This is a genomic window from Nocardioides sp. Root240 (genome assembly GCF_001428825.1).
Taxonomy (GTDB): Bacteria; Actinomycetota; Actinomycetes; order Propionibacteriales; family Nocardioidaceae; genus Nocardioides.
Genome location: NZ_LMIT01000013.1, coordinates 237,016 through 259,954 on the forward strand (window position 1 = coordinate 237,016; position 22,939 = coordinate 259,954).

General features: G+C 71.4%; 25 protein-coding genes. 7 read left to right on the plus strand and 18 right to left on the minus strand.

What is annotated here, in order from left to right; genetic code table 11:
• The 3 genes from ASE20_RS18605 to glf are packed head-to-tail and all read right to left on the minus strand — an operon-like array spanning window position 1 to window position 4,089.
• The gene (locus tag ASE20_RS18605) at window positions 1-903 is read right to left on the minus strand and encodes an ABC transporter permease (protein WP_056896052.1); all 903 of its coding nucleotides are present in this window, start codon (window positions 901-903) and stop codon (window positions 1-3) included.
• Complete coding sequence (locus tag ASE20_RS18610) at window positions 896-2,890, minus strand: glycosyltransferase (protein WP_056896053.1); 1,995 nt, start codon at window positions 2,888-2,890, stop codon at window positions 896-898. The genes ASE20_RS18605 and ASE20_RS18610 overlap by 8 nt, the downstream gene beginning before the upstream one ends.
• Window positions 2,887-4,089 carry a UDP-galactopyranose mutase gene (gene glf, locus ASE20_RS18615; RefSeq protein WP_056896054.1) on the minus strand — a complete coding sequence of 401 codons (1,203 nt, stop codon included), beginning with the start codon at window positions 4,087-4,089 and terminating at the stop codon, window positions 2,887-2,889. The genes ASE20_RS18610 and glf overlap by 4 nt, the downstream gene beginning before the upstream one ends.
• 99 nt (window positions 4,090-4,188) lie before the next feature.
• Between glf and ASE20_RS18620 the strand changes: the two genes are divergently transcribed.
• On the plus strand, window positions 4,189-5,331 hold the full coding sequence (locus ASE20_RS18620; protein WP_056896055.1) for a phosphatase PAP2 family protein: 1,143 nt from the start codon (window positions 4,189-4,191) through the stop codon (window positions 5,329-5,331).
• Here the strand turns inward: ASE20_RS18620 and ASE20_RS24420 are convergent.
• From ASE20_RS24420 to ASE20_RS18635, 3 genes are read right to left on the minus strand one after another with little or no spacing between them, the layout of a single operon-like run.
• Window positions 5,240-6,133, minus strand: a complete 894-nt coding sequence (locus ASE20_RS24420) for a glycosyltransferase family 2 protein (protein WP_082612567.1) — start codon at window positions 6,131-6,133, stop codon at window positions 5,240-5,242. The genes ASE20_RS18620 and ASE20_RS24420 overlap by 92 nt on opposite strands.
• On the minus strand, window positions 6,130-7,038 hold the full coding sequence (locus ASE20_RS18630; RefSeq protein ID WP_225869243.1) for a glycosyltransferase family 2 protein: 909 nt from the start codon (window positions 7,036-7,038) through the stop codon (window positions 6,130-6,132). Before ASE20_RS18630 ends, ASE20_RS24420 begins: the two co-directional genes overlap by 4 nt.
• A gap of 31 nt (window positions 7,039-7,069) precedes the next feature.
• On the minus strand, window positions 7,070-7,462 hold the full coding sequence (locus tag ASE20_RS18635) for a hypothetical protein (RefSeq protein WP_164483682.1): 393 nt from the start codon (window positions 7,460-7,462) through the stop codon (window positions 7,070-7,072).
• A gap of 54 nt (window positions 7,463-7,516) precedes the next feature.
• Here ASE20_RS18635 and ASE20_RS18640 point away from each other — a divergent pair, with 54 nt between their 5' ends.
• Window positions 7,517-8,281: an inositol monophosphatase family protein gene (locus ASE20_RS18640; protein ID WP_056896058.1), complete on the plus strand. Its 765-nt coding sequence runs from the start codon at window positions 7,517-7,519 to the stop codon at window positions 8,279-8,281.
• 22 nt (window positions 8,282-8,303) lie between these two features.
• Here ASE20_RS18640 and ASE20_RS18645 read toward each other — a convergent pair whose 3' ends face one another.
• Together ASE20_RS18645 and ASE20_RS18650 are read right to left on the minus strand one after the other, a co-directional pair.
• Entirely contained in the window at window positions 8,304-9,716 is a 1,413-nt protein-coding gene (locus ASE20_RS18645; RefSeq protein WP_056896059.1) for an LCP family protein, read from the minus strand.
• 82 nt (window positions 9,717-9,798) lie between these two features.
• Window positions 9,799-10,803 (minus strand): threonine/serine dehydratase, encoded by a 1,005-nt coding sequence (locus ASE20_RS18650; RefSeq protein ID WP_056896060.1) that lies wholly within the window; start codon window positions 10,801-10,803, stop codon window positions 9,799-9,801.
• An 87-nt stretch (window positions 10,804-10,890) separates the two neighbouring features.
• Between ASE20_RS18650 and ASE20_RS18655 the strand changes: the two genes are divergently transcribed.
• Window positions 10,891-11,763 (plus strand): LysR family transcriptional regulator, encoded by an 873-nt coding sequence (locus ASE20_RS18655; protein WP_056896061.1) that lies wholly within the window; start codon window positions 10,891-10,893, stop codon window positions 11,761-11,763.
• A gap of 33 nt (window positions 11,764-11,796) precedes the next feature.
• Here the strand turns inward: ASE20_RS18655 and ASE20_RS18660 are convergent, their stop codons facing one another.
• A complete protein-coding gene (locus tag ASE20_RS18660) occupies window positions 11,797-12,300 on the minus strand; it encodes an acyl-CoA thioesterase (RefSeq protein ID WP_056896062.1) in 504 nt (167 codons plus the stop codon).
• Window positions 12,301-12,323: 23 nt separating this feature from the next.
• On the opposite strand from ASE20_RS18660, the gene ASE20_RS18665 reads away from it, so the two are divergent.
• Together ASE20_RS18665 and ASE20_RS18670 are read left to right on the plus strand one after the other, a co-directional pair.
• Window positions 12,324-13,493: an LCP family protein gene (locus tag ASE20_RS18665; RefSeq protein ID WP_056896063.1), complete on the plus strand. Its 1,170-nt coding sequence runs from the start codon at window positions 12,324-12,326 to the stop codon at window positions 13,491-13,493.
• A 48-nt stretch (window positions 13,494-13,541) separates the two neighbouring features.
• Window positions 13,542-14,405: a crotonase/enoyl-CoA hydratase family protein gene (locus tag ASE20_RS18670; protein ID WP_056896064.1), complete on the plus strand. Its 864-nt coding sequence runs from the start codon at window positions 13,542-13,544 to the stop codon at window positions 14,403-14,405.
• Between the two features lie 21 nt (window positions 14,406-14,426).
• On the opposite strand, the gene ASE20_RS24425 is transcribed toward ASE20_RS18670, so the two are convergent.
• The 5 genes from ASE20_RS24425 to ASE20_RS18690 form a co-directional block, all read right to left on the minus strand.
• Window positions 14,427-14,570: a DUF1059 domain-containing protein gene (locus ASE20_RS24425; protein WP_082612571.1), complete on the minus strand. Its 144-nt coding sequence runs from the start codon at window positions 14,568-14,570 to the stop codon at window positions 14,427-14,429.
• A gap of 205 nt (window positions 14,571-14,775) precedes the next feature.
• On the minus strand, window positions 14,776-15,351 hold the full coding sequence (locus ASE20_RS18675; protein WP_056896065.1) for an LPXTG cell wall anchor domain-containing protein: 576 nt from the start codon (window positions 15,349-15,351) through the stop codon (window positions 14,776-14,778).
• Between the two features lie 85 nt (window positions 15,352-15,436).
• Complete coding sequence (locus ASE20_RS18680; RefSeq protein WP_056896066.1) at window positions 15,437-16,237, minus strand: class E sortase; 801 nt, start codon at window positions 16,235-16,237, stop codon at window positions 15,437-15,439.
• A 68-nt stretch (window positions 16,238-16,305) separates the two neighbouring features.
• Window positions 16,306-16,893 (minus strand): LPXTG cell wall anchor domain-containing protein, encoded by a 588-nt coding sequence (locus ASE20_RS18685; protein ID WP_162261050.1) that lies wholly within the window; start codon window positions 16,891-16,893, stop codon window positions 16,306-16,308.
• 165 nt (window positions 16,894-17,058) lie between these two features.
• Window positions 17,059-18,213, minus strand: coding sequence for an acyl-CoA dehydrogenase family protein (locus tag ASE20_RS18690; protein ID WP_157538719.1), 1,155 nt, complete (start codon window positions 18,211-18,213; stop codon window positions 17,059-17,061).
• Between the two features lie 97 nt (window positions 18,214-18,310).
• On the opposite strand from ASE20_RS18690, the gene ASE20_RS18695 reads away from it, so the two are divergent.
• Together ASE20_RS18695 and ASE20_RS18700 are read left to right on the plus strand one after the other, a co-directional pair.
• Entirely contained in the window at window positions 18,311-19,000 is a 690-nt protein-coding gene (locus ASE20_RS18695; protein ID WP_056896069.1) for a TetR/AcrR family transcriptional regulator, read from the plus strand.
• The gene (locus ASE20_RS18700; RefSeq protein ID WP_056896070.1) at window positions 18,997-19,416 is read left to right on the plus strand and encodes a CoA-binding protein; all 420 of its coding nucleotides are present in this window, start codon (window positions 18,997-18,999) and stop codon (window positions 19,414-19,416) included. Before ASE20_RS18695 ends, ASE20_RS18700 begins: the two co-directional genes overlap by 4 nt.
• Here ASE20_RS18700 and ASE20_RS18705 read toward each other — a convergent pair.
• From ASE20_RS18705 to ASE20_RS18720, 4 genes are all read right to left on the minus strand, one after another.
• Window positions 19,404-20,573 carry a heparan-alpha-glucosaminide N-acetyltransferase domain-containing protein gene (locus ASE20_RS18705; protein WP_056896071.1) on the minus strand — a complete coding sequence of 390 codons (1,170 nt, stop codon included), beginning with the start codon at window positions 20,571-20,573 and terminating at the stop codon, window positions 19,404-19,406. The genes ASE20_RS18700 and ASE20_RS18705 overlap by 13 nt on opposite strands.
• Entirely contained in the window at window positions 20,570-21,058 is a 489-nt protein-coding gene (gene purE / locus ASE20_RS18710) for a 5-(carboxyamino)imidazole ribonucleotide mutase (protein WP_056896072.1), read from the minus strand. The genes ASE20_RS18705 and purE overlap by 4 nt, the downstream gene beginning before the upstream one ends.
• Window positions 21,059-21,202: 144 nt before the next feature.
• A complete protein-coding gene (locus ASE20_RS18715; RefSeq protein WP_082612573.1) occupies window positions 21,203-22,375 on the minus strand; it encodes a 5-(carboxyamino)imidazole ribonucleotide synthase in 1,173 nt (390 codons plus the stop codon).
• A gap of 184 nt (window positions 22,376-22,559) precedes the next feature.
• Window positions 22,560-22,886, minus strand: coding sequence for a winged helix-turn-helix domain-containing protein (locus ASE20_RS18720; RefSeq protein ID WP_056896073.1), 327 nt, complete (start codon window positions 22,884-22,886; stop codon window positions 22,560-22,562).
• Between the last annotated feature and the right edge of the window lie 53 nt (window positions 22,887-22,939).

The window sequence follows — 22,939 nt, forward strand, 5'->3', positions numbered from 1 at the left end:
TCAGAGACGCTCCGGGATCTTGTTCTCCAGACGGGTGAAGACCCACTGGGAGAAGGCCAGGATCACCAGGCAGCCGAGCAGGGCGAGCACGCCGTGGGTGATCAGGTGGTCGGGCATCATCGGCCCGCCGTAGTGCTGCTCGATGCGCACCCGGTCGGCGTCCGGCACGGTCCCGACCCAGAACGCCCGTTGGAACAGCACGACGGCGTCCGCGAGCGGGTTGAGCAGGTAGAGGTCGGCGAACCGGCCGAAGCGGTCGTGGACGATGACGTACGGGTACATCATCGGCACGCCGAAGCGGACGAAGTTCGTCAGCACGTTGACGATGTTGCCGAAGTCGCGGAAGAAGACGTTGGCAGCGCTGAACAGGAGCGCGCCGGACAGGCCGATCGCGGCGATGATCAGCAGCGCGAGGGCCAGGCAGAGCATCCCGACGGGGTCGGGGGTCCAGCCGCTCAGCACGCAGACGACGACCAGGATCACCATCTGCGGGCCGACGTGGTAGAGCGAGACCAGCATGGTCGCGACCGGGAACATCTCCCGGGGCATCGCCATCTTCACGACCAGCGCCTTGTTCCGCATGATCGAGCGGGTGCCGGCGACGAAGGTCTCGGTGAAGAAGTGGACGATGATCAGCGCCGCGAACAGGTGGATCGGGTAGTGCGGGACGTCCTTGTGCATCTGGAACAGGAACCCGATGACGAACCAGTAGATGAAGAACTGGGTCAGCGGGTTGATGTAGGACCAGAGCAGGCCCAGGAACGAGCCCTGGTAGCGGGCGCTGATCTCGCGCTGGACGAGCAGCCTGAGCAGGTAGCGCTGGCGCAGGACGGAGAGCAGGCCGCTCGCGGGCGCGGGCGACCGGAGCGGCTTCTCCGCCACCGGTACGGCGACGTCAGTCATCGGCGGCCCCCTCGGTCCACGGGGCGAAGGTCCGCTCCCACGCCTCCGGCGAGGTGATCTCGTCGAGGGCGTCGCGATACTGCTGCGCCAGCTGGGGCCACTGCCGGGTGAACCGGGCGTGCAGCTCGAGCGTGCGCTTGAGGAGCGCCTTGTAGGTCTCGGGGTCGCGGCGGTAGAGCGCGGCCGCCGTACCGTCGTTCATGGAGACGATCGCGGAGTCGAAGCCGGCGAGGCGGTACCACTTGGCGTCGACCGCGGGGATCGTCGCCTCGGGGTTGGTGCGCGAGAGCGCCCGCGGCGGCCGCAGCTGGCGCAGCGGCGCGAGGCCGGCACTGATCAGCTGGGACTTGCGGGTGGGGACCTCGGTGAGGTCCTTCTTGAGCGGCTTCTCCATGCGCGGCGGCGGCAGCGTGTCGACGTCGGCGACCAGCTGCGCGTCGCTGAACTCCTTGCGCGTGGCATTGACCTCGGCGAGGCGGGTCGGGAGCATCTCGTGGAGCGCCTGCGGGCCGCGCAGCACGTCCTCCATGGCCTGCAGCCGCAGCTCCGCGGTGGAGTACTGCATCGCGACCAGGTGGGCGAGCTGGTTGTTGAAGACCTCGCGGATCACCCGGCCACCGCGCGGGAAGGTCGAGTGCAGCAGCGCCGCGACCAGCCGGTTGCGCAGGTGGAAGTAGGACTGCCAGTCCAGCGCGTCGTTCTTGTCGGTCCACGGCACGTGCCACACGGCGGCACCCGGGAAGGTGACCGTCGGGAAGCCGTGGGCCCGGGCACGGATGCCGTACTCGGCGTCGTCCCACTTGATGAAGAGCGGCAGCGACAGGCCGATCCGGTCGATGACCTCGCGCGGGATCAGGCAGGAGAACCAGCCGTTGAAGTCGACGTCGACGCGCTTGTGCAGCCACCGCGCGGAGCGGATGTTGCGGGTGCCGAAGTCCCACTGCATGTAGCCGTCCTCGGGCGTCTTCCACCAGAAGCGCCACGGGTGCACGATCTCGCCGAAGCTGTGGAGGCGCGAGCGCGCGTAGAGGCTGAACATGTGCCCGCCCACGATCGTGGGACGGCGGGCGAGGTCGCCGAAGGTGACCTGGCGGATGATGCCCTCGGGCTCGCAGACGACGTCGTCGTCCATCATCAGGGCGTACGTCGCCGTGCCCTTGCGCAGCGACTCGAGCTGGCCGCGGGCGTAGCCGCCGGAGCCGCCGAGGTTGCCCTGCTTGACGATGCGCAGCTTGTCACCGAGCGCCTTCTCGACGTCGGGGAACAGCTCGGCGTCCTCGACCAGCTGGGTGCCCTGCTCCATCACGAAGACCGTGTCGAGGTAGGGAGCCAGGTCCTCGTCGGCGAACTGCAGCAGCAGCTCGGAGCAGAACTCCGGGCGGTTCATCGTGGTGATCGCGACGTCGACCGAGCCGTGGGCGGCGCGATCGGCCGGGACCTCGGCGGTCCACTCGGCGGAGACCACCACCGGCTGCTCGCCGGCGAGCACGTCGTACCAGTACCAGCCGCCGTCGATGAACGGCTTGAGGCTGAGGTCGAAGACGAAGGTCTGGGTGCCGGTCTCGGTGGACTCGGCGGACTCGACGCGCTGGCTGTTGCCGTTGGCGAGCGACTTGTTGACGATGATCGTCGCGCCGGCGCCCTCGACGGTCACGGTGAGCCGGACCTGGTCGACGATGGTCCAGCGCCGCCAGTAGCTGGCCGGGAAGGCGTTGAAGTACGACGCCAGGCTGATCGTCTGGCCGGCATCGACCCGCAGCCGGGTCCGGTCGAGGACCTGCTCGGGACGCAGCTTCTCCCCGCCGACGGTGGCCTGGCGGACCTTCGTGTTGTTGAGGTCCTTGGCCGCGCGGCTGCCGCCGACGACGTACTTGTCCTCGTCGAGGTCGGGCTCGGCGAGGTCGACGTAGAGCGGGAAGACCTCGCTGTCACGGTCGAGCGGGAGGATCTGGCGCTGCAGCAGGCGGGTGACGGTCTCGTCGCTCATGCGTCCACCCCGCCGCTCTTCAGCTCCGCACCGTCGGCGAAGTGCGGACGCAGGGTGTTGTCGTACATCGACAACGCCGAGGCGATCGCCATGTGCATGTCGAGGTACTTGTAGGTGCCCAGGCGGCCTCCGAAGAGCACCATCGGTTCGCGCTCGGCGAGGTCGCGGTACTTCAGCAGCTTCTCGCGGTCCTCGGCCGTGTTGACCGGGTAGTACGGCTCGTCGGTGTCCTCCGCGAAGCGGCTGTACTCCCGCACGATGACGGTCTTGCCCTCGGGGTAGGTGCGCTCCGGGTGGAAGTGCTTGAACTCGTGGATCCGGGTGAAGTCGACGTCCGGGTCGGGGTAGTTCATCACCGAGCAGCCCTGGAAGTCGTCGACGTCGAGGACCTCGGGCACCAGGTCGACGGTGCGCCAGGACAGGCGTCCCTCGCAGTTGGCGAAGTACTCGTCGACGGGGCCCGTGTAGACGATCGGGACCTTGCCCTTGTAGGCGTCGGCGACGCCGTCGGCGAGGAAGTCGGTCTCGAGGACGACCTCGATGTTCGGGTGGTCCGCCATCCTCGCCAGCCACGCGGCGTACCCGTCGGTGGGCAGGCCCTCGTACTTGTCGTTGAAGTAGCGGTTGTCGTAGTTGTAGCGGACCGGGAGGCGGCTGATGATGTCGGCCGACAGCTCCTCCGGGGAGGTCTGCCACTGCTTGGCGGTGTAGTGGGCGATGAACGCCTCGTAGAGCGGGCGGCCGATGAGCGAGACGCCCTTCTCGACGAAGTTCTCCGGCTCCTTGCCGCCCAGCTCGCTCGCCTGCTCCTTGATCAGCGCCCGCGCCTGGTCGGGGGTGTAGGCGGCGTCGAAGAACTGGTTGATCGTGCCGAGGTTGATCGGCAGCGGGTACACCTGCTGGTTGTGCGTGCTGTAGACGCGGTGCTGGTAGCCGGTGAAGCTCGTGAAGCGGTTGACGTACTCCCAGACCCGCTCGTTGCTGGTGTGGAACAGGTGGGCGCCGTACTTGTGCACCTCGATCCCGGTCTCCGGCTCGGGCTCGCTGTAGGCGTTGCCGCCCAGGTGCGAGCGCCGCTCGATGACGAGAACCTTGAGCCCGAGGTCGTTGGCACAGCGCTCGGCGATGGTCAGGCCGAAGAAGCCGGAGCCGACGACGACCAGGTCAGGGAGGCCGGGGCTCGACGAAGTGAGGGTCACGGAGGGTGAGTTTACGGACGAGGACCCCGCCGGACACATCTGGCGCGCGTCGCGCCCGCGGTGAACGTGATGAATCTCCTGTGTGAATATCCTGTCTTGGTGAGCAACCACCAGACCGGGCGGCGCGGCGCTCCCCCGTTCGCACTGGCATGGGTCGCCGGCCTGGGCCTGGCCGCACTGACCGTCCTCTTCTCCACGCTCGAGGACATCCCGATCCAGGACCCCGACAGCCTGATCCCCGGCTACATCCGTTTCCCGGCGATCGTGCTCGGGGCGATCGCCATCGACGTGGTCCCCCGGATCCTCGCCGCGGCCGGCCGGCCCGGCGGCGGCTGGGCGGGCCGGCTGCGGACCTCGGCGCGCACCGTGATGCGGGAGCGCTGGCCCCTGTCGCACTGGAGGTTCGCGCTCAACGGCGTGATCGCCTGGTACCTCTGCTACGCCGCCTTCCGCAACGTGAAGTCGATGGCGCCCTTCGTCCACGACAAGATCTACGACGCCCCGCTGGCCGACGTCGACCGGTTCCTGTTCGCCGGACACGACCCCGCCGCCACCCTGCACGCGTGGTTCGGCACCGGCCTGGCCGCCCACTTCTTCTCCGCCGTCTACATCGTGTGGATCGCGCTCGTGCCGGTCTCCATCGCGATCGCGCTGGTCTGGACCCGGCACGCCCGCGCCGGCGAGTGGTACGTCACCGCGGTCGCGGTCGACTGGGCCCTCGGCGCCGTGCTGTACGTCGTGCTGCCGACCGTCGGCCCGGTCTACTCCGACCCCGGCGCCTTCGCGACACTGCCCGACACCTACGTCAGCGACCTGCAGCGGAGCATGTGGTCCGACCGGCTCGCCACGCTCGCCGACCCGGCGCACGCCGGGCTGCAGACGATCGCCGCCTTCGCCTCGCTGCACGTCGGGATCATGGTGACGATCTGCCTGATCGTGCAGCTGGTCGGCCTGCACCGCTGGGTGCGCATCGCCTCGTGGGTCTTCCTCGGCCTGACCGCGCTCGCGACCGTCTACCTCGGGTGGCACTTCGTGGTCGACGTCGTGGCCGGGGCCGCGCTGGGCGCCTTCGCGGTGTGGATCGCGGGCCTCGCGACCGGCAACCGGATCGGGTGGCGGGCACGCCTGGTCGTCGACCGCGACGAGCAGGTCAGCCCTGCTGCAGGACCTTCATCCGCCGCGCATCCCGGAGCGCTCGCGTCACGTTCCGCGCCTCTGCCCGACCACCCCGCAACGGACTGAGCACGACGACCACCAGCGCGACCAGCCACGGCTTGAGGCGCACCAGCGCGTTCTCGCCGTAGCGGAAGTGGACGACGAACAGGTTGCGGTACATGAAGTACCCCTTCCAACCCGCCAGGTCGTGCTGCTGGTCGAAGTCGAGCTGTCGCACCAGCACGGCGTCGCGCACCGCGCGGATCGGGAAGCCGGCCCGACGCGCACGGATCGCGAAGTCCACGTCGTCGTAGAAGATGAAGTACGACGGGTCGGGCAGCCCGATCCGCTCCACGACCTCGCGCCGGACCAGGAAGCCCTCGAAGGCGACGTTCTCGACCTCGACGGTCGCCGGCATGTCCTCGCGCCCGGCGTACGTCGAGTCGATGCTCGCCGTCTTGGGCCGGATGGCCAGCGGGTTGCGCAGGTCGAAGCGGAGCGCGGCCTTCTCGACCAGAGCACCGGTGCGGTCCTCGCGGACGGCGATCAGGCAGGAGCCCTCGACCTCGAGCAGGCGGGTGAGGCAGTCGGGCGCCGGGATGACGTCGTCGTCCATCAGCCACATGGCGTCGTAGCCGCGGTCGTAGGCGGTCTTCAGCCCGAGGTGGAAGCCCCCGGCGCCGCCGAGGTTCTCGGTCGTGTGGATCGCGACCAGGCCGGGCAGCACGCTGCGCTCCAGCACCGCGCGGGTGTGGTCGGTGCTGGCATTGTCGACCACGAACACCGCGTCCGGCGCGCGGTCGAGCCCGGCCAGGCCCGCGAGCATCCGCTCCAGCAGGTCGGCGCGGTTGAACGTGACGACGACGACCGCGACCTTCTCGGCGCTCACCTCAAGAACCTCTCGTGGCCCGTGAAGTCACCGCGCAGGCCGGCCGCCGCGGCGCGGGCGCTCAGCGGGATCCGGGCCGGCTGCGGCTTGGTGAACAGGTAGAACCACACGGTCTTGAGCCAGAAGAGCAGCACGTGCACCCAGCCGCGGTAGGCACGCAGGTTGAGCGTGTTGTTGCGGGCCATGCAGTAGTGCTTGAGGTCGCTCGGCGTGTGGTTGTACGTCGTGCGCCCGAACATCATCGGCGTCCCGAGGTCGTCGGTGGCCGGGTGCAGGAAGTGGGCGTCGACGACCGTGGCGATCCGGGCGCCGGCGCGCTCGGCACGCCAGAGGTACTCCACGTCGTCGCCCCAGATGAAGAACTCCTCGCGGGGCAGGCCGATCCGCTCGACGAGGTCGCGCGTCACCAGCACGCCGTTGAAGGGGATCACCACGTCGTCGATCAGGCCGTCCTCGGCCGCCGCCTCGACGGCCGCCATCTCGTGCACCACACGAGTGCCGCCCGGCAGCCGGATCGGGAAGCACAACCGCGACGGGTCCTGCTCGGCCAGCACCGCCGGACCGCAGAACTCCAGCCCGTCGCGCTCGACCCGCTCCAGCAGGAGGGGCAGGCAGTCGGGCGCGGGCATGCCGTCGTCGTCCATCAGCCAGACCAGGTCGGCGCCCTCGCGCACGGCCCACGCCAGCCCGTGGTGGAAGCCCCCCGCGCCGCCGGTGTTGGTCGCCAGCGTCTCGTGCTGCAGCAGGGGCTCGTCGAGACCGGCGAGCCACTCCCCCGTGCCGTCGGTCGAGGCATTGTCGACGACCAGGACGCGCTCCAGACCGGGCGTCTCGAGCAGCCGCGGGACGAGTCGCTGCAGCATCGCTAACCGGTTGAAGGTCACGACGACTGCCTGCACTCGCACGGAGCAGACCCTACTGTCCGGGGCCGGACGTTCAGGATTCGTCGGTCAGCAGCGCGTCGGGGTCCAGCCGCGGCGGCACGTGGGCGAGCGCGACCTGCACCAGGGCGGTGCGCGCCTTGACCTCGACCGCGCGCCGCACCCGGCCCCGGTCCTCGCCGACCAGGCCGGAGACCACGTCGGCGACGACCTGGTCGTCGTACGACGGGCGGGTGCCGGGCTCGACGGGTGCGTCGGGCAGCGCGACGAGCACCGGCAGCACCTGCTCGCCGAGCGCGTCGAGCATCACGAACCGCTGGTAGCGGTCCATCTCGGCCCAGGCGGTCTCGACGTCGACGCCCTTGCGACGCTGCTTCCTGTCGGAGGCCAGCAGCGCCTTGGCGGTCCCGGTGAGGGCGGCCGTCAGCTCGTGCTCGGTGAAGCGCATGGGGCCAGTCTTCCGGATGCGGTCCCCGTCGGGGCCATGGCCTAGCGTTGAGGTGTGGACACCGCCGCCGTGCTGACCCTGCTCCAGGACGTCGCCGCGGAGGTGATCAACCCCCGGTTCCGCGCCCTCTCCGACGAGCAGGTCTCGGAGAAGAACCCGGGCGACCTGGTCACCGTGGCCGACCACGAGTCGGAGGCGCTGATCACCGCGGCCCTCACGGCGGCGTACCCGGACGCGGTCGTGCTGGGCGAGGAGGCAATGGCCGCCGACGCATCGTTGCTCGACCGGTTCGCGGCGGCCGACCACGCGTTCACCGTCGACCCGGTCGACGGCACCAAGAACTTCGTCAACGGCTCCCCCGACCACGCCGTGATGGTGGCCGAGGTCCTGGGCGGTGAGATCGTCCGCGGCTGGATCTGGCAGCCCCAGCACGAGCGGTCCTACGTCGCGGAGCGCGGCGCGGGCGCCTGGCTGAACGGCGAGCCGCTCACGGTCGCGACCGGGTCGGCGGCGCCGTACCGGACCGCGCGACGGCACTGGGTCGGTCGCGAGCTCGGCGACCTCGGCACCCTCGAGCTGACCTGGGCCTGCTGCGGGGTCGACTACCCGCACCTGATCGGGGGCGACGCGGCGGCGCTCGTCTACAGCCGCAGCATGCCGTGGGACCACCTGCCCGGCGCCCTGATCCTGACCGAGGCCGGTGGCACGATCGGCCGTCACGACGGCGGCCCGGTCGAGCCCCAGCGGCTCGAGGGCGGCCTGGTCGCGGCGCCCGACAAGGCGACGTACGACGCCGTGGTCGCCGCGCTGCCCGTCTGAGTCGCGACGCCGGACCGAGCGGTCAGCAGGCGGCCGCGACGTCGTCGGTCTCGTTGGCGACGTAGCCGTCGTTGCGCGAGCCGAGCGAGGCGCCGGTGACCTTGGCGCTGCGCTTCTTCCTGGTCGACTTCGGCTGCTCGCGCGACTCCGCGCGGTCGATCGCCGTCTCGACCATCGTGCGGATCTTGTCGAGGTCCGGGTGCGCGGTGTCGATCTGCGGCGGCACGAGGGACACCGTCGCGACCTTCTGGTCCCGCGCCAGCAGAGCCAGCTTGGCGAAGTCGGCGAGCGCGCCGCCGGGGATGTCGGTGGAGATCATGTCGGTCGACGCCTGGGCGATCTCGTTGAAGTTGGTGAGTGCCTTGCGCGGGCTGATCTGGGTCAGCAGCGCGGTCATCACGCACTTCTGGCGCGCCATGCGGGAGTAGTCGTCGCTGCCCTCGCGGGAACGGGCGAACCACAGCGCCTCGCGGCCGTTGAGCTTGCGCTTGCCGGGCTCGATGTAGCCGGTGACGTCGTCACCCAGGCCGCCGACCGGGATCCGGTCACGCACGTTGAGCGTGACGCCACCGAAGGCGTCGACCAGCCGGCGGAAGCCCTTCATGTTGACCATCGCCCAGTAGTTCATCTTCAGCCCGGTGATGCCCTCGATGGCCATCACGGTGGCCTCGATGCCCGGGTGGTCGGAGTCGAAGAGGTCGGTGTGGTCACCGGCCCAGGTGCTGACGCCGTTGAGGTAGCAGCCGTCGCAGTCGAAGCCCTGGGGGAACTGCTTGTCCATGACCGAGCCCTCGCGGAACTTGAAGTTCTGCATGTTGCGGGGCAGCCCGATCATCACGGTCTTGCCGGTCTTGGCGTCGATCGAGGCGACCGTCATCGAGTCGGGGCGCAGTCCCCACCGGTCGGCGCCGGAGTCGCCGCCGAGGAGCAGCACGTTGTACCGGCCGTCGTGGGACGCGCCCAGCTCGCCGTCGACGAACTGCAGCAGCAGGTGTCGCTGGGCGCCGGCGAGGTGGGCGCCGAAGAGCATGGTGCCGGCGATCGAGAAGCAGAGGATGCCGTTGACGCCGACGATCGCTCGGCGGTGCTGCAGGCGCAGGCTGAGCGGCTGGCCGATCCGCCAGGCGTCGACGAACAGACCGGCCCAGCCGATCGCGCCGGCGATCAGGTAGAGCCGCAGCACGAGCATGAAGGTGGGGCTGAGGGACAGGTCGACCGCGTAGTACGGGTCGATCGCCAGCCGGATGCCGAGGTAGGCCAGCACCCCGAGGGTCAGCAGCCAGATCCGGACCGCCACGCGGCCGACGTCGCGGTTGCCCGCGATGAGCTGGGCGGACCCGGGAACGACGAGGGTGAACCCCATCAGGGTCAGTGCCCGGCGGAACCGCACCCGTGCGGCCCGCTCGGCGACAGCGATCCGATCAGCCCCAGGCACCCGCCCAGTATCACCAGTCCCACAGGTCCCACGCGTGCCGACGCGCCGCACGGCGCCGGCCCGACGCCGGAAGCAGGAGGGATCAGGCCGCGGAGGACGTGGCGCCGAGCCGGGCGATCTCGTCGGCCGAGGCGTTCGCGCCCGTGCAGACCACCGCGACCGGGCCGTCGGCGGACCGTCCCGGCCGGCCGGGGCCCTGGGGGGTGAGCAGGCCGGCCAGGGCGGCGGCACCGGCCCCCTCGGCGAGGGTGTGCGCCCGGGTGGCGAGCAGCCGGGCGGCATCGTCGATGGCGTCGTCGGAGACCAGCACGAAGTCGTCGAGCCGGCCCTGCAGGATCCGCTGCGTCAGCGGGTAGCCCGTGGTGGTCGCCAGGCCGGAGGCGCGGGTCTGCGACGGGGCGGTCTCGATGGCGCCGTGGCGCCAGGACCGCCAGCCGGCGGGCGCGGCCTCGGACTGCACGCCGACCACGCGGGTGGCCGGCGACAGCTCGTCACGGACCAGGCAGGCGCCGGCCGCTCCGGTGCCGCTGCCGATCGGCACGTAGAGCGCGGCGAGCGTGACGCCCTGCTCGGCGGCCTGCCGGAACAGCTCGAGGTACGCCGTGGCGTGGCCCAGCACGATGCGGCGGTCCGTCGGGCAGATGAAGGAGCCGCCCGTCTCGGCGGCGAGGGCTCGGGCAGCCGCGGCGGACTCGCCGAGGGTCGCGCCCCGCACGACCACCTCGGCGCCGAGCGCGGCGACCGCGTCGCGCTTGACCGCCGGCGCGGAGGACGGCATCACGATCGTGGCGCGCACGCCGGCCAGGCGGGCGCCGTACGCGACGGACTGGGCGTGGTTGCCGGTCGAGCAGGTGACCAGGCCGTGCTGCTGCTCGGCCTCGGTGAGCGTGGCGGCGAGGTGGACCCCACCGCGGACCTTGAACGACCCGGTCGGCAGCACGTGCTCGTGCTTGACCAGCACGGCCGAGCCCGTCGCCGCGTCGAGCAGCGGGTGCGACTGGAGCGGCGTCGGCGCGAGGGACGCGGCGACCACCTCCGCGGCGCGCAGCACCTCGGCGAAGGTCGGGTCGGTCGTCGTGTCGGCCATGTGTCCATGGTCCCGGTCCGACCACTCATCGGTCCAATAGTTCTTGTCGCTCGAATCGATCGACGGCATCGATCTATCATCGGGTCCATGATCGACCTCCGCCGGCTCGAGGCCCTCGTCGCCGTGCACCGGACCGGCTCCGTGTCCGCCGCCGCCACCGAGCTGCACTACGGGCAACCGACCATCTCCCACCACCTGCGCCGCCTCGAGGCGGAGACAGGAGCGGTCCTGCTGCAGCGGGCCGGCCGCGGGGTCCGACTGACGGCCGAGGGCCTTCTGCTCGCCCGCCGGGGCGAGGAGATCCTCGGCCTGCTCGCCCGCGCCGAGGCCGAGCTGGCCGCTGCGACCAGCCTGCAGGCCGGCCGGGTCCGGCTGGCCTCGTTCCCGTCCGGTGCCGCCACCCTGGTGCCCGAGGCGCTGGCCCTGCTCGCGACCCGCCACCCCGGCATCGAGCTCGAGCTCACCGAGGCCGAGCCCCCGGAGGCCTTCGAGCTGCTCCGCGCCGGCGCGGTCGACCTGGCGCTGACCTTCGCGTACCCGGACCAGCCCGAGCCTGATCAGATCACCTCCGTCCCGGTGCTCGACGACCCGCTGCACCTGGTCGTCCCCACCGGCGAGGAGCCTGCGCCGGACCTCGGCGGGTACGCCGGCCGCGCGTGGGTCACCGGGTGCGAGCGCTGCCGCCGCGAGCTGCTCGCACTGTGCGCCGACGCCGGCTTCACGCCGGCGATCGCGTTCGCCAGCGACGACTACGTCGCGGTGCAGTCGCTGGTGGCCGCCGGGCTCGGCGTCACCGTGCTGCCCGGCCTGGCCCTGCGCGCCCACCAGCACCCGGGCGTGGTCCCTCGCCGGCTCGACGCCCACCGGCGGATCCAGCTGTCGACGTACGGCGCCCCGCCCCGGCCGGCCGCGGTCGACGCCGTGGCGGCGGCCCTGACCGAGGTCAGCGCCGCGCGGTAGCGAGCGCCATGCGCGAGCGGAGCGAGCGCCCAATCAACTCAGGCGGACCGCCTCGATCTCCTGGCGCTTCGCGAGCCGGTGGGCGCGGCGGATCTCCGCCTCCTGCATCCGGCGGCGGTCGTCCTCGCTCTCGGGATCGAGGGCCGGCACCGGCCGGGCGGCGCCCGCGGTGTCGATCGCCACGAACACGAAGTACGCCGACCCGACGTGCCGCAGCTCGGTCGTCGCGTCCCACGGCTGGGTCTCGATCCGGACGCCGATCTCCATCGACGAGCTGCCGACCCAGTTGATCTGGCCGAAGGTCCGCACGATGTCGCCGACGCGCACCGGCTCGAGGAAGGCCATCTCGTCGAGCGCCGCCGTGACGGCAGGCCCGCCGCTGTGCCGCTGGGCGACGACACCGGCCGTCGAGTCGGCCAGCTTGAGGACCTCGCCGCCGTGGATGTTGCCCAGCAGGTTGGCCTGCGCGCGCGACGTCACGGTGGCCAGCTCGATCCGGGAGTACGACGGCGTGCGTGCCGCAACGATCTCGCTCACGGCCAAACGGTAGCGTCCCTGTCATGGCTGGGCGTGGCGACGACGACGGGGACTTCGACTGGATGTACGGGTCGGGTCCGCAAGGGGGCTCGGGCGACCCCGAGCCGACCCGTCGGATCCCGGTCCAGCCGCGTCCGGGCGTGTCCCCGCCGCGCTCGCCCGACCGGCTGCCGCCGGCCCAGCAGTACGGCGCGCAGCCCGAGCCCAGCTCGTCGCCGCCCCCGCCCGCCTGGTCGGCGCGTCCGAGCCGCTGGCGCCGTCCGCGCACCTGGTTCCGCCTGGTCATCCTGCTGCTGGCGACCTGGCTCGCGTTCCTCGTCGCGGTGCCGCTGTTCACGTGGAGCAAGGTGGACAAGGTGGCCTACGAGCCGAGCGGTGACCGGCCGAGCGAGCAGCCCGGCACGACGTACCTCCTCGTGGGCAGCGACTCCCGCGCCGGCCTCACCAAGGAGGAGCGGCGCAAGCTGCACACCGGCAACGAGACCAGCGAGCTGACCGACACGATCATGCTGCTGCACACCGGTGACGGCCCGACGACGCTGATCTCGATCCCGCGCGACTCGCCCCTGGAGATCCCCGGCCACGGCGTCTCCAAGATCAACTCCGCCTTCAGCAAGGGCGGCACCCCGCTGCTCGTGCAGACCCTCGAGAAGGCCACCGGCGTCCGCATCGACGGGTACGTCGAGATCGGCTTCGGCGGCCTCGTCGGGGTCGTGGACGCCGTCGGCGGCATCGAGGTCTGCCCCAAGAAGCGGATCCGCGACAAGCCGTCCGGCCTGAACATCAAGAAGGGCTGCCAGAGTGTCGACGGCGCCACCGCGCTGGCCTACGCCCGCGCGCGCAAGTACAGCCCGATCTCCGACCTGGCCCGCGTCCAGCAGCAGCGCGAGGTCGTCGCGGCCGTCGGCAAGAAGGTGCTCTCGCCGTGGTCGGTCATCAACCCGGTGCGGTACTGGAAGCTCAACGGTGCGGTCCCCGACTTCTTCCGCTTCGGCGAGGGCATGGGGCCCTATGCCGCCTCGCAGTGGGCGCTCGCGATGACCGACGCCCCCAAGTCGTGCACCGTGCCACTCGCCAGCGCCGACGCCACCTGGGACCGCAAGCGGGCGGCGAAGCTCTTCGACACCATCGCCGAGGACCGCACCGACGACATCACCGCCCAGCTGTGCACGGCCACCGGCCTCGCCCAGTGAGCACCGCCGTGAGCACCACCCTCCACGCCCGCACCACGAAGGACTGACGTGTACGAGACCCTGACCTGGGACGTCGACGCCGACGGCGTCGCCACCTTGACCCTCAGCCGCCCCGACGCGCTCAACGCGTTCGACCTGACCATGGCCCGCGAGCTCGAGCAGGTCTTCCTCACCGACGCCCGCGACGACGCCGTCCGCGCCGTCGTGGTGACGGGGTCGGGCCGTGCGTTCTGCGCCGGGATGGACCTGAGCGCCGAGGGCAACGTGTTCGGCCTCGACGAGACGGTCCGGCCCACGCCGCAGGAGTTCCGGGCGTCGTACGACGAGGAGCCGTACGCCAGCGGCGTCCGCGACACCGGCGGCAAGGTCACCCTCGCGATCCACGCCCTGCCGAAGCCGGTGATCGCCGCCATCAACGGTCCCGCCGTCGGCATCGGCGCCACGATGACCCTCGCCATGGACATCCGGATGGCGTCCGAGAAGGCGCGCATCGGCTTCGTCTTCGGCCGCCTCGGCATCGTGCCCGAGGCCTGCTCCAGCTGGTTCCTGCCGCGCATCGTCGGCATCCAGCAGGCGCTCGAGTGGGTCTACTCCGCCGAGATCCTCACCGCCGAGCAGGCCCTCGCCGGCCGCCTCCTGCGCAGCGTGCACGCTCCCGACGACCTGCTCCCCGCCGCCCAGGAGCTGGCGCGCTCGTTCGTCAAGGACCGCTCCCCCGTGGCCCTCGGCCTCGCCAAGCAGATGCTCTACCGCAACGGCGCCGCCGAGCACCCGCTCGAGGCGCACCTCACCGACTCGCTCGCGATGTACTGGACGTCCATCGGGGACGGCAAGGAGGGCGTCGCTGCCTTCCTCGAGAAGCGCGCGCCCCAGTTCAGCGGCAAGGCGTCGGAGCTGCCGCCGATCGTCTGATCGTCGATGTGGGCCGGTGGCTCACATCGCCATGAACAGGATCTCCTCGCGCGAGTACTCGCGCCCGGGGTGCTCGGCCGCCAGGTGCTCCTGCACCTTCTCGACGAGCTCGTCGTCGTTCTCGCCACGGAGCGTGGTGGAGCAAGGGCAACGCAGGGTGGGCATGACTACCTCCGGCTGGGGTGACGAATCCCACCCACTCTAGTGGCACCACGAACCGTGGCTCGTGGCACCACGAACCCTGGCTCCTGGCACCACGAACCCTGGCTCCTGGCACCACGAACCCTGGCTCGTGGTGCCATCGCCCGGAGTTCGTGGAAAAACGGCTCCGGCCGCCCGAAGGCGGCCGGAGCTGTGGTTCAGGTGCCGATCAGGCAGGCACGGCCTGCGTGCGGCGACGGCCGTAGGTGACGCCACCGGCGCCGGCGGCCACCAGGGCACCGCCCAGGAGCAGCCACATCATGTCGGGACCACCGGTGTTCGGCAGGTTGTCGCCGTCGTCGTCCTTGCCACCGGTGTCGCCGCCGACCGCGATGCGGAAGGTGGTGGCGGTGTCGGAGGGCAGGAAGATCGCGTCGTCGGGGTCGAGAGCCGCCGTGGCGAGGTAGCGACCGCGGGGCAGGGTCGGGCCGGTGACCCGGACCGGCTCGTCGACGAAGTGCACCGTGGTGGTGAACAGCGGCGCGGCCGCCACGGCGCGGGCGCCACGGGCGGTGCCGGCGGCCGTGGAGATCGCCACGTCGATGTCGCCCTCCGGCGGGACCGGGTAGTTGGCGGTGGCGCTCACGTCGAGCAGGACCGGCTTGCCGGGAACGGCACGCACGATCTCGATGATCGTCCGGGTCGGGATCGACTCAGGTTCGGTCGGGTCAGCCTGGGCAGCGCCAGCAGGCACCGCCACCACAGCAACGGACAGCACCGCGAGCGCGGCCAGCTTCCTCAGCACAACATCCTCCTAGAGAGCCTTACCCCATGCAACGACCCGGCTCGTCATCGGTGACGGGAAGTGCGTTACGCGTGATCCTAGTGGGTCAGTCTTGATTCGTGCGAGCCGTCTCGACCAGGTGCCCGAACACGACCGAGCGGTTGTCGGTGTGGAAGATCTCCGAGCAGGTCAGCAGCGTGATGATGTGGTCGTTCGGCTGTCCGTCGATCTCGGCCGGCGGCTCGACCCCTCCCTCACGCGGGTTGTCGGGCTTCTCGTCCAGGACCCAGGTCTGGGTGAACGGGATGATCAGGTCCTCGCCCCCGCTGTCGAGCACGTAGGTGTACGTCGCCGCACGGGTCTCGACGAAGACCTTGTCGCCCGCCTCGAGGGACGGGAACTCCGCGAACGGCTCGCCGTGGGTGACCCGGTGGCCGGCGAGGACGTAGTTGCCGGCGGCGCCGGCCTCGGCGGTGTCCTCCATGTGGCCCACGCCGGCGGCCAGCACCTCGGGGGTCGAGCCCTCGAGGACCGGGATGGCGTAGCTCTTGCCGAACTTCGGGATGCGCAGGATCGCGCTGGCGTTGCCGAAGTCGGTGCGGACGACGTCCTGGCCGTCGGCCCAGCCGTCGGACAGCGCGTCGCGGACCTCGCCCTGCTTGCGCTCGGACTGCCAGTTGGTGCCCCAGAACTGCCACGCCACCCAGGCCAGGATGGCCAGGCCGGCGGCGATCAGCCCGACGCCGATCCAGAACGAGACCCGGCGCTTCTTCGACGGCGCCTCGGGAGCACCGCTGCCCTTGCCCGGTCGGCTCCGGCGCCGGCGTACGACGACGCCGCCGCCGTCCGCCTCGACGCTGTCGGTCCCCGACGGGTCGGGTGTCGGGGTCTGGTCGTTCTCAGCCACAGGTGTCCCTCCTCGGCCGACCCCTCAGTCAGCCAGCACACCCATCCAACGTCATGCCGGGCCAGGCGTCACGGGAGGGCTGTGCGGTGAGACCCGGTCACGTGGGCCGCGCCGCGGAACCGACGGCTGCCGCCGACCAGTCCGCTGCCGGCGACCAACAGGGCCAGCCCGACGAAGAGGGGCCACCGCTCGGGTCCACCGGTGTTCGGCAGGTTCGGGTTGTCGTCGTCCTCGCCACCGGTGTCGCCACCGGCGCCCACGCGGAACCGGGCCGCGTTGTGGCACGGGATGAAGGCCTCGTTGTCGGGCTCGAAGGCCATCGTCACGCGGTACTGGCCGCGCGGCAGCTTGGGCCCGACAACCACGACGGGGGTGCCCTCGTAGCGGATCGTCTTGGTCCACACCACGCCGCGGGCGGCCAGTCGCGCCGACTGGCGCGCCGAAGCCGTCGAGATGGCCAGCTCGACCGTCCCGACCTCGGGGATGTTGCTGTTGGAGGAGACCTCGATGCGCAGCCGCACCCGGTCGCCGACGGTCACGTTCGGCGCGCCGATGTGGCACGACGTCGGGATGGACTCGGGCTCGACGATGGGATCGGCCCCCGCGGGCGCGACCGGCATCACGAGCAGGCCGAGCAACCCGAGAAGGAAAACCACCGTGCAAAGTCGACGCATCTGGCCCTCATCTCCCGAAATGATGAAAAAGGCCGGGCTCCCGGTTGGGGGTCCGGACACCTAACACAACCACACAGGGGGCAGGTGGGTTACGTCACAGCGCCGAAGTTTCATATTCAGATCTGATATTCACCCCCGAAAGGGGGCTCAGAGCTCGCTCTGGACCCCCGCGAGGAGCTGGCGGGCCATGACGATCCGCTGCACCTGGTTGGTGCCCTCGTAGATCTGGGTGATCTTGGCGTCGCGCATCATCCGCTCGACCGGGTAGTCGCGGGTGTAGCCGTAGCCGCCGAGGACCTGCACCGCATTGGTGGTGACCTCCATCGCCACGTCGGAGGCGAAGCACTTGGCCGCGGCACCGAAGAACGTGAGGTCGGCGTCGCCGCGCTGGGAGCGGCCGGCGGCGGCGTAGGTGAGCTGGCGGGCCGCCTCGACCTTCATGCCCATCTCGGCGAGCAGGAACTGCAGGCCCTGGAAGTCGGCGATGGCCTTGCCGAACTGCTGGCGCTCCTTGGCGTAGCCGAGGGCGTAGTCGAGCGCGCCCTGGGCGACGCCGACGGCCTGGGCCGCGATCGTGATGCGGGTGTGGTCGAGGGTCTTCATGGCGTACTCGAAGCCCTTGCCCTCCTCGCCGATGATCCGGTCACCGGGGATCCGGACGTTGTCGAAGTAGACCTCGCGGGTCGGGGAGCCCTTGATGCCGAGCTTCTTCTCCGGGGCACCGAAGGACACGCCCTCGTCGGACTTCTCCACGACGAAAGCGGAGATGCCCTTGGTGCGGGCGTCGGGGTCGGTCGTGGCGAGGACGGTGTAGAACTCCGACTCCCCCGCGTTGGAGATCCAGCGCTTGGTGCCGTTGAGGATCCAGCCGTCGCCGTCGCGGACCGCGCGGGTCTTCTGGTTGGCGGCGTCGGAGCCGGCATCGGGCTCGGAGAGGCAGTACGAGAAGCCGCCCTCGCCGGCCGCGAGCTTGGTGAGGTACTTCTTCTTGATCTCCTCACCGCCGCCGATCATCACCGGCAGCGAGCCGAGCTTGTTGACCGCCGGGATCAGCGAGGCGGAGACGTCGGCCCGGGCGACCTCCTCGATCACGATCACGGTCGCGAGCGCGTCGGCACCGGCGCCGCCGTACTGCTCCGGGACGTGCGGGGCGTGGAAGTCGGCGGCCAGCAGGGCGTCGTGGGCCTCCTGCGGGTACCGCGCGTCCTCGTCGACCTCGGCCGCGAACGGCGCGACCTTCGCGTCGCACACGGCGCGGACGGCCTCACGGATGGCCTGCTGCTCCTCGGAGAGGGCGTACATCGGGTAGTCGCTCACGACGTGCTCCTGCGGGTCGATCGGTTTCGGTACTCAGTATCGTAACTGTGATACTCCGTCCCGTCGAGCTAGGCTGACGGACGTGTCGACCTCCGCTCGCGACCGCCTGGTCGCCGCCGCCTTCGAGCTCTTCGAGGGCCAGGGCTACGACGCCACCACCGTCGACGAGATCGCGACCCTGGCCGGCACCGGACGGAGCACCTTCTTCCGTCACTTCCGCGGCAAGGAGGAGGTGGTCCTCCCCGACCACGAGGCTCTCCTCGCCCGGCTCGCGGACCGGCTCACCGTCGCGTCCCCCGGCGGCAGCGAGACCGCGCTGCGCGAGGCCACCGCCATGGTGCTGACCCAGTACCTCGCCGAGGGCGAGACGGCCCGCGCGCGCTACCGCCTGGCGAGCAGCGTCCCGGCGATCCGGGACCGCGAGGTGGCCAGCGTGCAGCGCTACGTGCGGCTGTTCTCGCAGCACGTCCACGGGTGGCTGGACCAGGAGCCGGACGGTCCGCTGCGGGCCGAGCTGGTCGCCTCCTCGGTCGTGATCGCCCACAACCACGTGCTGCGACGCTGGCTGCGCGGCGAGACCGACGACCCGCACGCGGAGCTCGACGGGGCGCTGACCCTCGCCCTCGACCTGCTGCGCGGTCCGGTCGCCCCCGAGCAGCCGACGATCGTGATCACCGGCGGTGCCGAGGACGTCGACGAGGTGGTCCGTCGGGTGCGCGAGGCACTCGGGCCCGGGAAGAACCAGGGCCGTTCGGGCCTTGGACCTGCATGACCTCCGCGCCCGCGCACCTGTCCCCCACCGCGATCGACTTCATGCTCGACGAGGCCAAGACCTGGGCGGTCGTCGGTCTGTCGGGCAACCCCGGCCGTACGGCGTACCGGATCGCCGAGCTGCTGCAGCAGCACGGCAAGCGGATCGTGCCCATCCACCCCTCGGCGCCGACCGTGCTCGGCGAGCAGGGCTACGCCACCCTCGCCGACGTGCCCTTCCCGATCGACGTCGTCGACGTGTTCCGGCGCTCCGAGGAGGCGGGCCGGTTCGCGGACGAGGCCGTCGCCGTCGGCGCGAAGGGCGTGTGGTTCCAGCTGGGTGTGGTGGACGAGGCGGCGTTCGAGCGGACGACCGCGGCCGGCGTACCCATGGTGATGGACACCTGCCCGGCCATCGAGTGGCGTCAGCGGGGTTGAGCCTGCGGCGTAGGACGCCGTAGCGCCCGGCTCGGCCAGCCGACCACCGCCTCGAGCGGACCCCGCCGGCCCAGCAGGGCGAACACCGCCCCGACGCCGAGGACCACGGCCACGTGCCAGCCGAAGGTGTCCGGCTCCTCCGCGGGCCACACCTCGGGCGTGCGCATCACGAGGTGCAGCGTGTAGAGCGTGAGCGGGATCGCGCCCGCTCCGGCGAGGACCGCGAGGGCGACCCGGCCGGGCCGCGGCAGCACGTGGACCAGCGCCAGCGACAGCCCGATGACGACGAGCGCGCTGCCGATGGTCTGGGCGAGGTCGAAGGGCGTCGCGGAGTGCGGGGAGACCACCAGGAGCCACTGCCACGGTCCACCGGTGGGCGTCGTGCCGTGCTGGCTCCCGGCCAGCACCTGCAGCAGCTCGTCGTGGGTCGTGACCCGTAACGGCATCAGCGCGTCGCGGACCTCGAGGCTGCTGGTGCACAGCCGCGAGACCGCCGTGGCCACGACGGCCAGGCCCAGGCCGGACGCCGCCAGCCCGAGCGGCACGCGCCAGCCGCGCAGGTCCATGCGGCCCAGCGCCATCCCGGCGAGGAGGTAGGCCAGCCACGGCACGGCCGGGTAGTAGCCGGTGAGCAGCAGGTCGGCGAGCAGCGGGCCCGGGGCCGAGAGCCGGTCGAGGTCGGGGCTGCCGAGCTCGCGCACGGGGAGCTCGGGGCGCAGCAGGTGCGACGCGATCGGCGCCACCACGACCCAGACCGCCGCGAGCGCCGCGAGCGCCGGGGCCCGCAGGCCGAGGAACGGGAGTCCGAGCAGGAACAGCACGCCGTAGTAGGCGAGGATCACGGCCAGCCCGGTCTCGAGACCGCCGAGCGCGAGTCCGAGGAGGGCCACCAGGACGGCCCGCGCGGCGAGGCCCAGGGTCGTCCGGCCGAGCTCGCGACCGTGCTGCGGGTCGGCTCCCCCGCTCATCAACGCCATGCTCACGCCGGCGAGCACGGCGAACAGCGCCGAGGCCCGGCCGCCCGCCAGCCACTGGACGGTCGTGAGCTCGCCGGTCGCCGTACGCCCCTCGAGGACGTGGGTGGCGATCATGCCGAGGAGCGCCACCGTGCGGGCCACGTCGATGCCGACGAGGCGCCCGGGGCGCAGGACCGTCATCGGCCGCGGACCACGGCGCCCTTCGCCTCGGCGGCGAGCTTCAGCTCGGCCTGGAAGTCGGTCATCCTCTGCTGGAGCGCGGGGTCGGTCGCCGCCAGGATCCGTACGGCGAGCAGGCCGGCGTTGCGCGCACCGCCGATCGCGACCGTGGCCACCGGCACCCCGGCCGGCATCTGCACGATCGAGAGCAGCGAGTCCATGCCGTCGAGGTACTTCAGCGGCACCGGGACCCCGATGACGGGGAGCGGCGTGACCGCGGCGAGCATGCCGGGCAGGTGCGCGGCGCCACCGGCACCCGCGATGATCACCGACAGGCCGCGACCGGCGGCCTCCTTGCCGTAGGCGATCATCTCCTCCGGCATCCGGTGGGCGGAGACGACGTCGGCCTCGTGCTCGATGCCGAACTCCTGCAGGGCCTCCGCTGCCAGCTGCATCACCGGCCAGTCCGAGTCCGAACCCATCACGATGCCCACACGCGCGCTCATGGGCGGCAGCCTAGTGAGGCGCCGCGCCCGCATGTAACTCGGTGTTCGGATGCACTGCCACGGTGTCGTGACCGGTCACGAGTCCGTGATGGTGCACCCGAACACCGAGTTACAAGCTGAGGCGCGCGACAAGGAAAGGCGAAGTCACTCGCTCTCGTTGCCGAGGTCGCCCCGGAACCACGCCGCCGCGTGCCGCGCGCGCTCGAGGCAGTCCTCGAGGTCGTCGCCGAAGGTGTTGACGTGGCCCACCTTGCGGCCGGGGCGCAGGTCCTTGCCGTAGAGGTGCACCCGCAGCCGCGGGTCGCGGGCCAGTGCGTGCGGGTAGCCGTCGTAGAGCCGGCCGACCGCCGGGTCGTCGCCGCCGAGGATGTTGACCATCACGGTCCAGCGGGCGCGCGGCTCCGGGGAGCCCAGCGGCAGGTCGAGGGCGGCACGGAGGTGGTTCTCGAACTGGCTGGTGACGGCGCCGTCCTGGGTCCAGTGCCCGGTGTTGTGGGGGCGCATGGCCAGCTCGTTGATGGCGATGCCGGGCTTGCCCGCGGCGTCCACCGTCTCGAACAGCTCCACGGCGAGGATGCCGGTGACGCCGAGCTCGCCGGCGATCCGCAGGGCCAGCTCCTGGGCGGAGGTGGCGAGGGCGGGATCGAGGTCGGGCGCCGGGGCGACGACCTCGCTGCAGATGCCGTCGACCTGCAGCGTCGCCACGACCGGGTACGCCGCCGCCTGGCCGCTCGGCGAGCGGGCGACGAGCGCGGAGAGCTCGCGCCGGAACTCCACGAGCTCCTCGGCCAGCAGCCGCACGCCGGTCCGCTCGGCGACATCGAGGGCCTCGGTCACGTCGTCGGTGGTGCGGGCGAACCAGACGCCCTTGCCGTCGTACCCGCCCCGGGAGGTCTTGAGGACGCACGGCAGCCCGAACTCCTCGACCTCGGCGACCGACGTGACGACGGCCCAGCGCGGCTGCGGCGCGCCCAGGCGGGTCATCGCCTCGCGCATGACGACCTTGTCCTGCGCGTGCACCAGCGCCTCGGGACCGGGGTGCGCGACGACACCGTCGGCGGCCAGCGCGCGCAGGTGCTCGGTCGGGACGTGCTCGTGGTCGAAGGTGACGACCGAGCAGCCCGCGGTGACCTCGCGCAGCGTCGCGAGGTCGCGGTAGTCGCCGACCTGCTGGTCCGGGATGACCTGGGCGGCCGAGACGCCCTCGGCCTCGGCGAGCAGGCGAAGCGGTACGCCGAGCGCGATCGCGGGCTGGGCCATCATCCGGGCGAGCTGGCCGCCACCGATCACGGCGATGCGGGGAGAGCGTTCGGTCACGGGCCGAACTTTAGGCGGGTCAGAGGTCGCGCTGGCAGGGGGCTGTCGAGTCGAGCGTCGCTCCAGTGCGTGCAGGTGTGCCGCCGACGAGGGAGCCGTGCCGGAGGCACGGCGACCGAGGAGAAGGTGCACCGGCGCGTGCTGGGGCGGCGCTCGGCCGGCATGCCCCTGCCAGCGCGACCTCTCAGGCGGTGTCGGTCAGATCGGCCGGCTCGCCGGACTCGAAGCGCAGGCCCTGGCCACGGATCGTGGTGATCAGGCGCGGCTGGCGCGTGTCGTCGCCGAGCTTGCGCCGTACCCAGCCCAGGTGGACGTCGATCGTCTTCGACGACGTCCAGAAGGTCACACCCCACACGTCGCGCATGAGCTCCTCGCGGCTGACCACCGTGCCGGCCCTGGCGATCAGGGCATGCACGAGATCGAACTCCTTGCGCGAAAGCAGGATCTCGCGGTCCCCCCGCCATGCACGCCGGGTCGAGGGATCGACCCGTACGTCCTGCACCTCGATCACAGAGGTCAAGGTAAGGACGCGAACGGGTTGCCGGAGGGGAAACGGCGAGAATT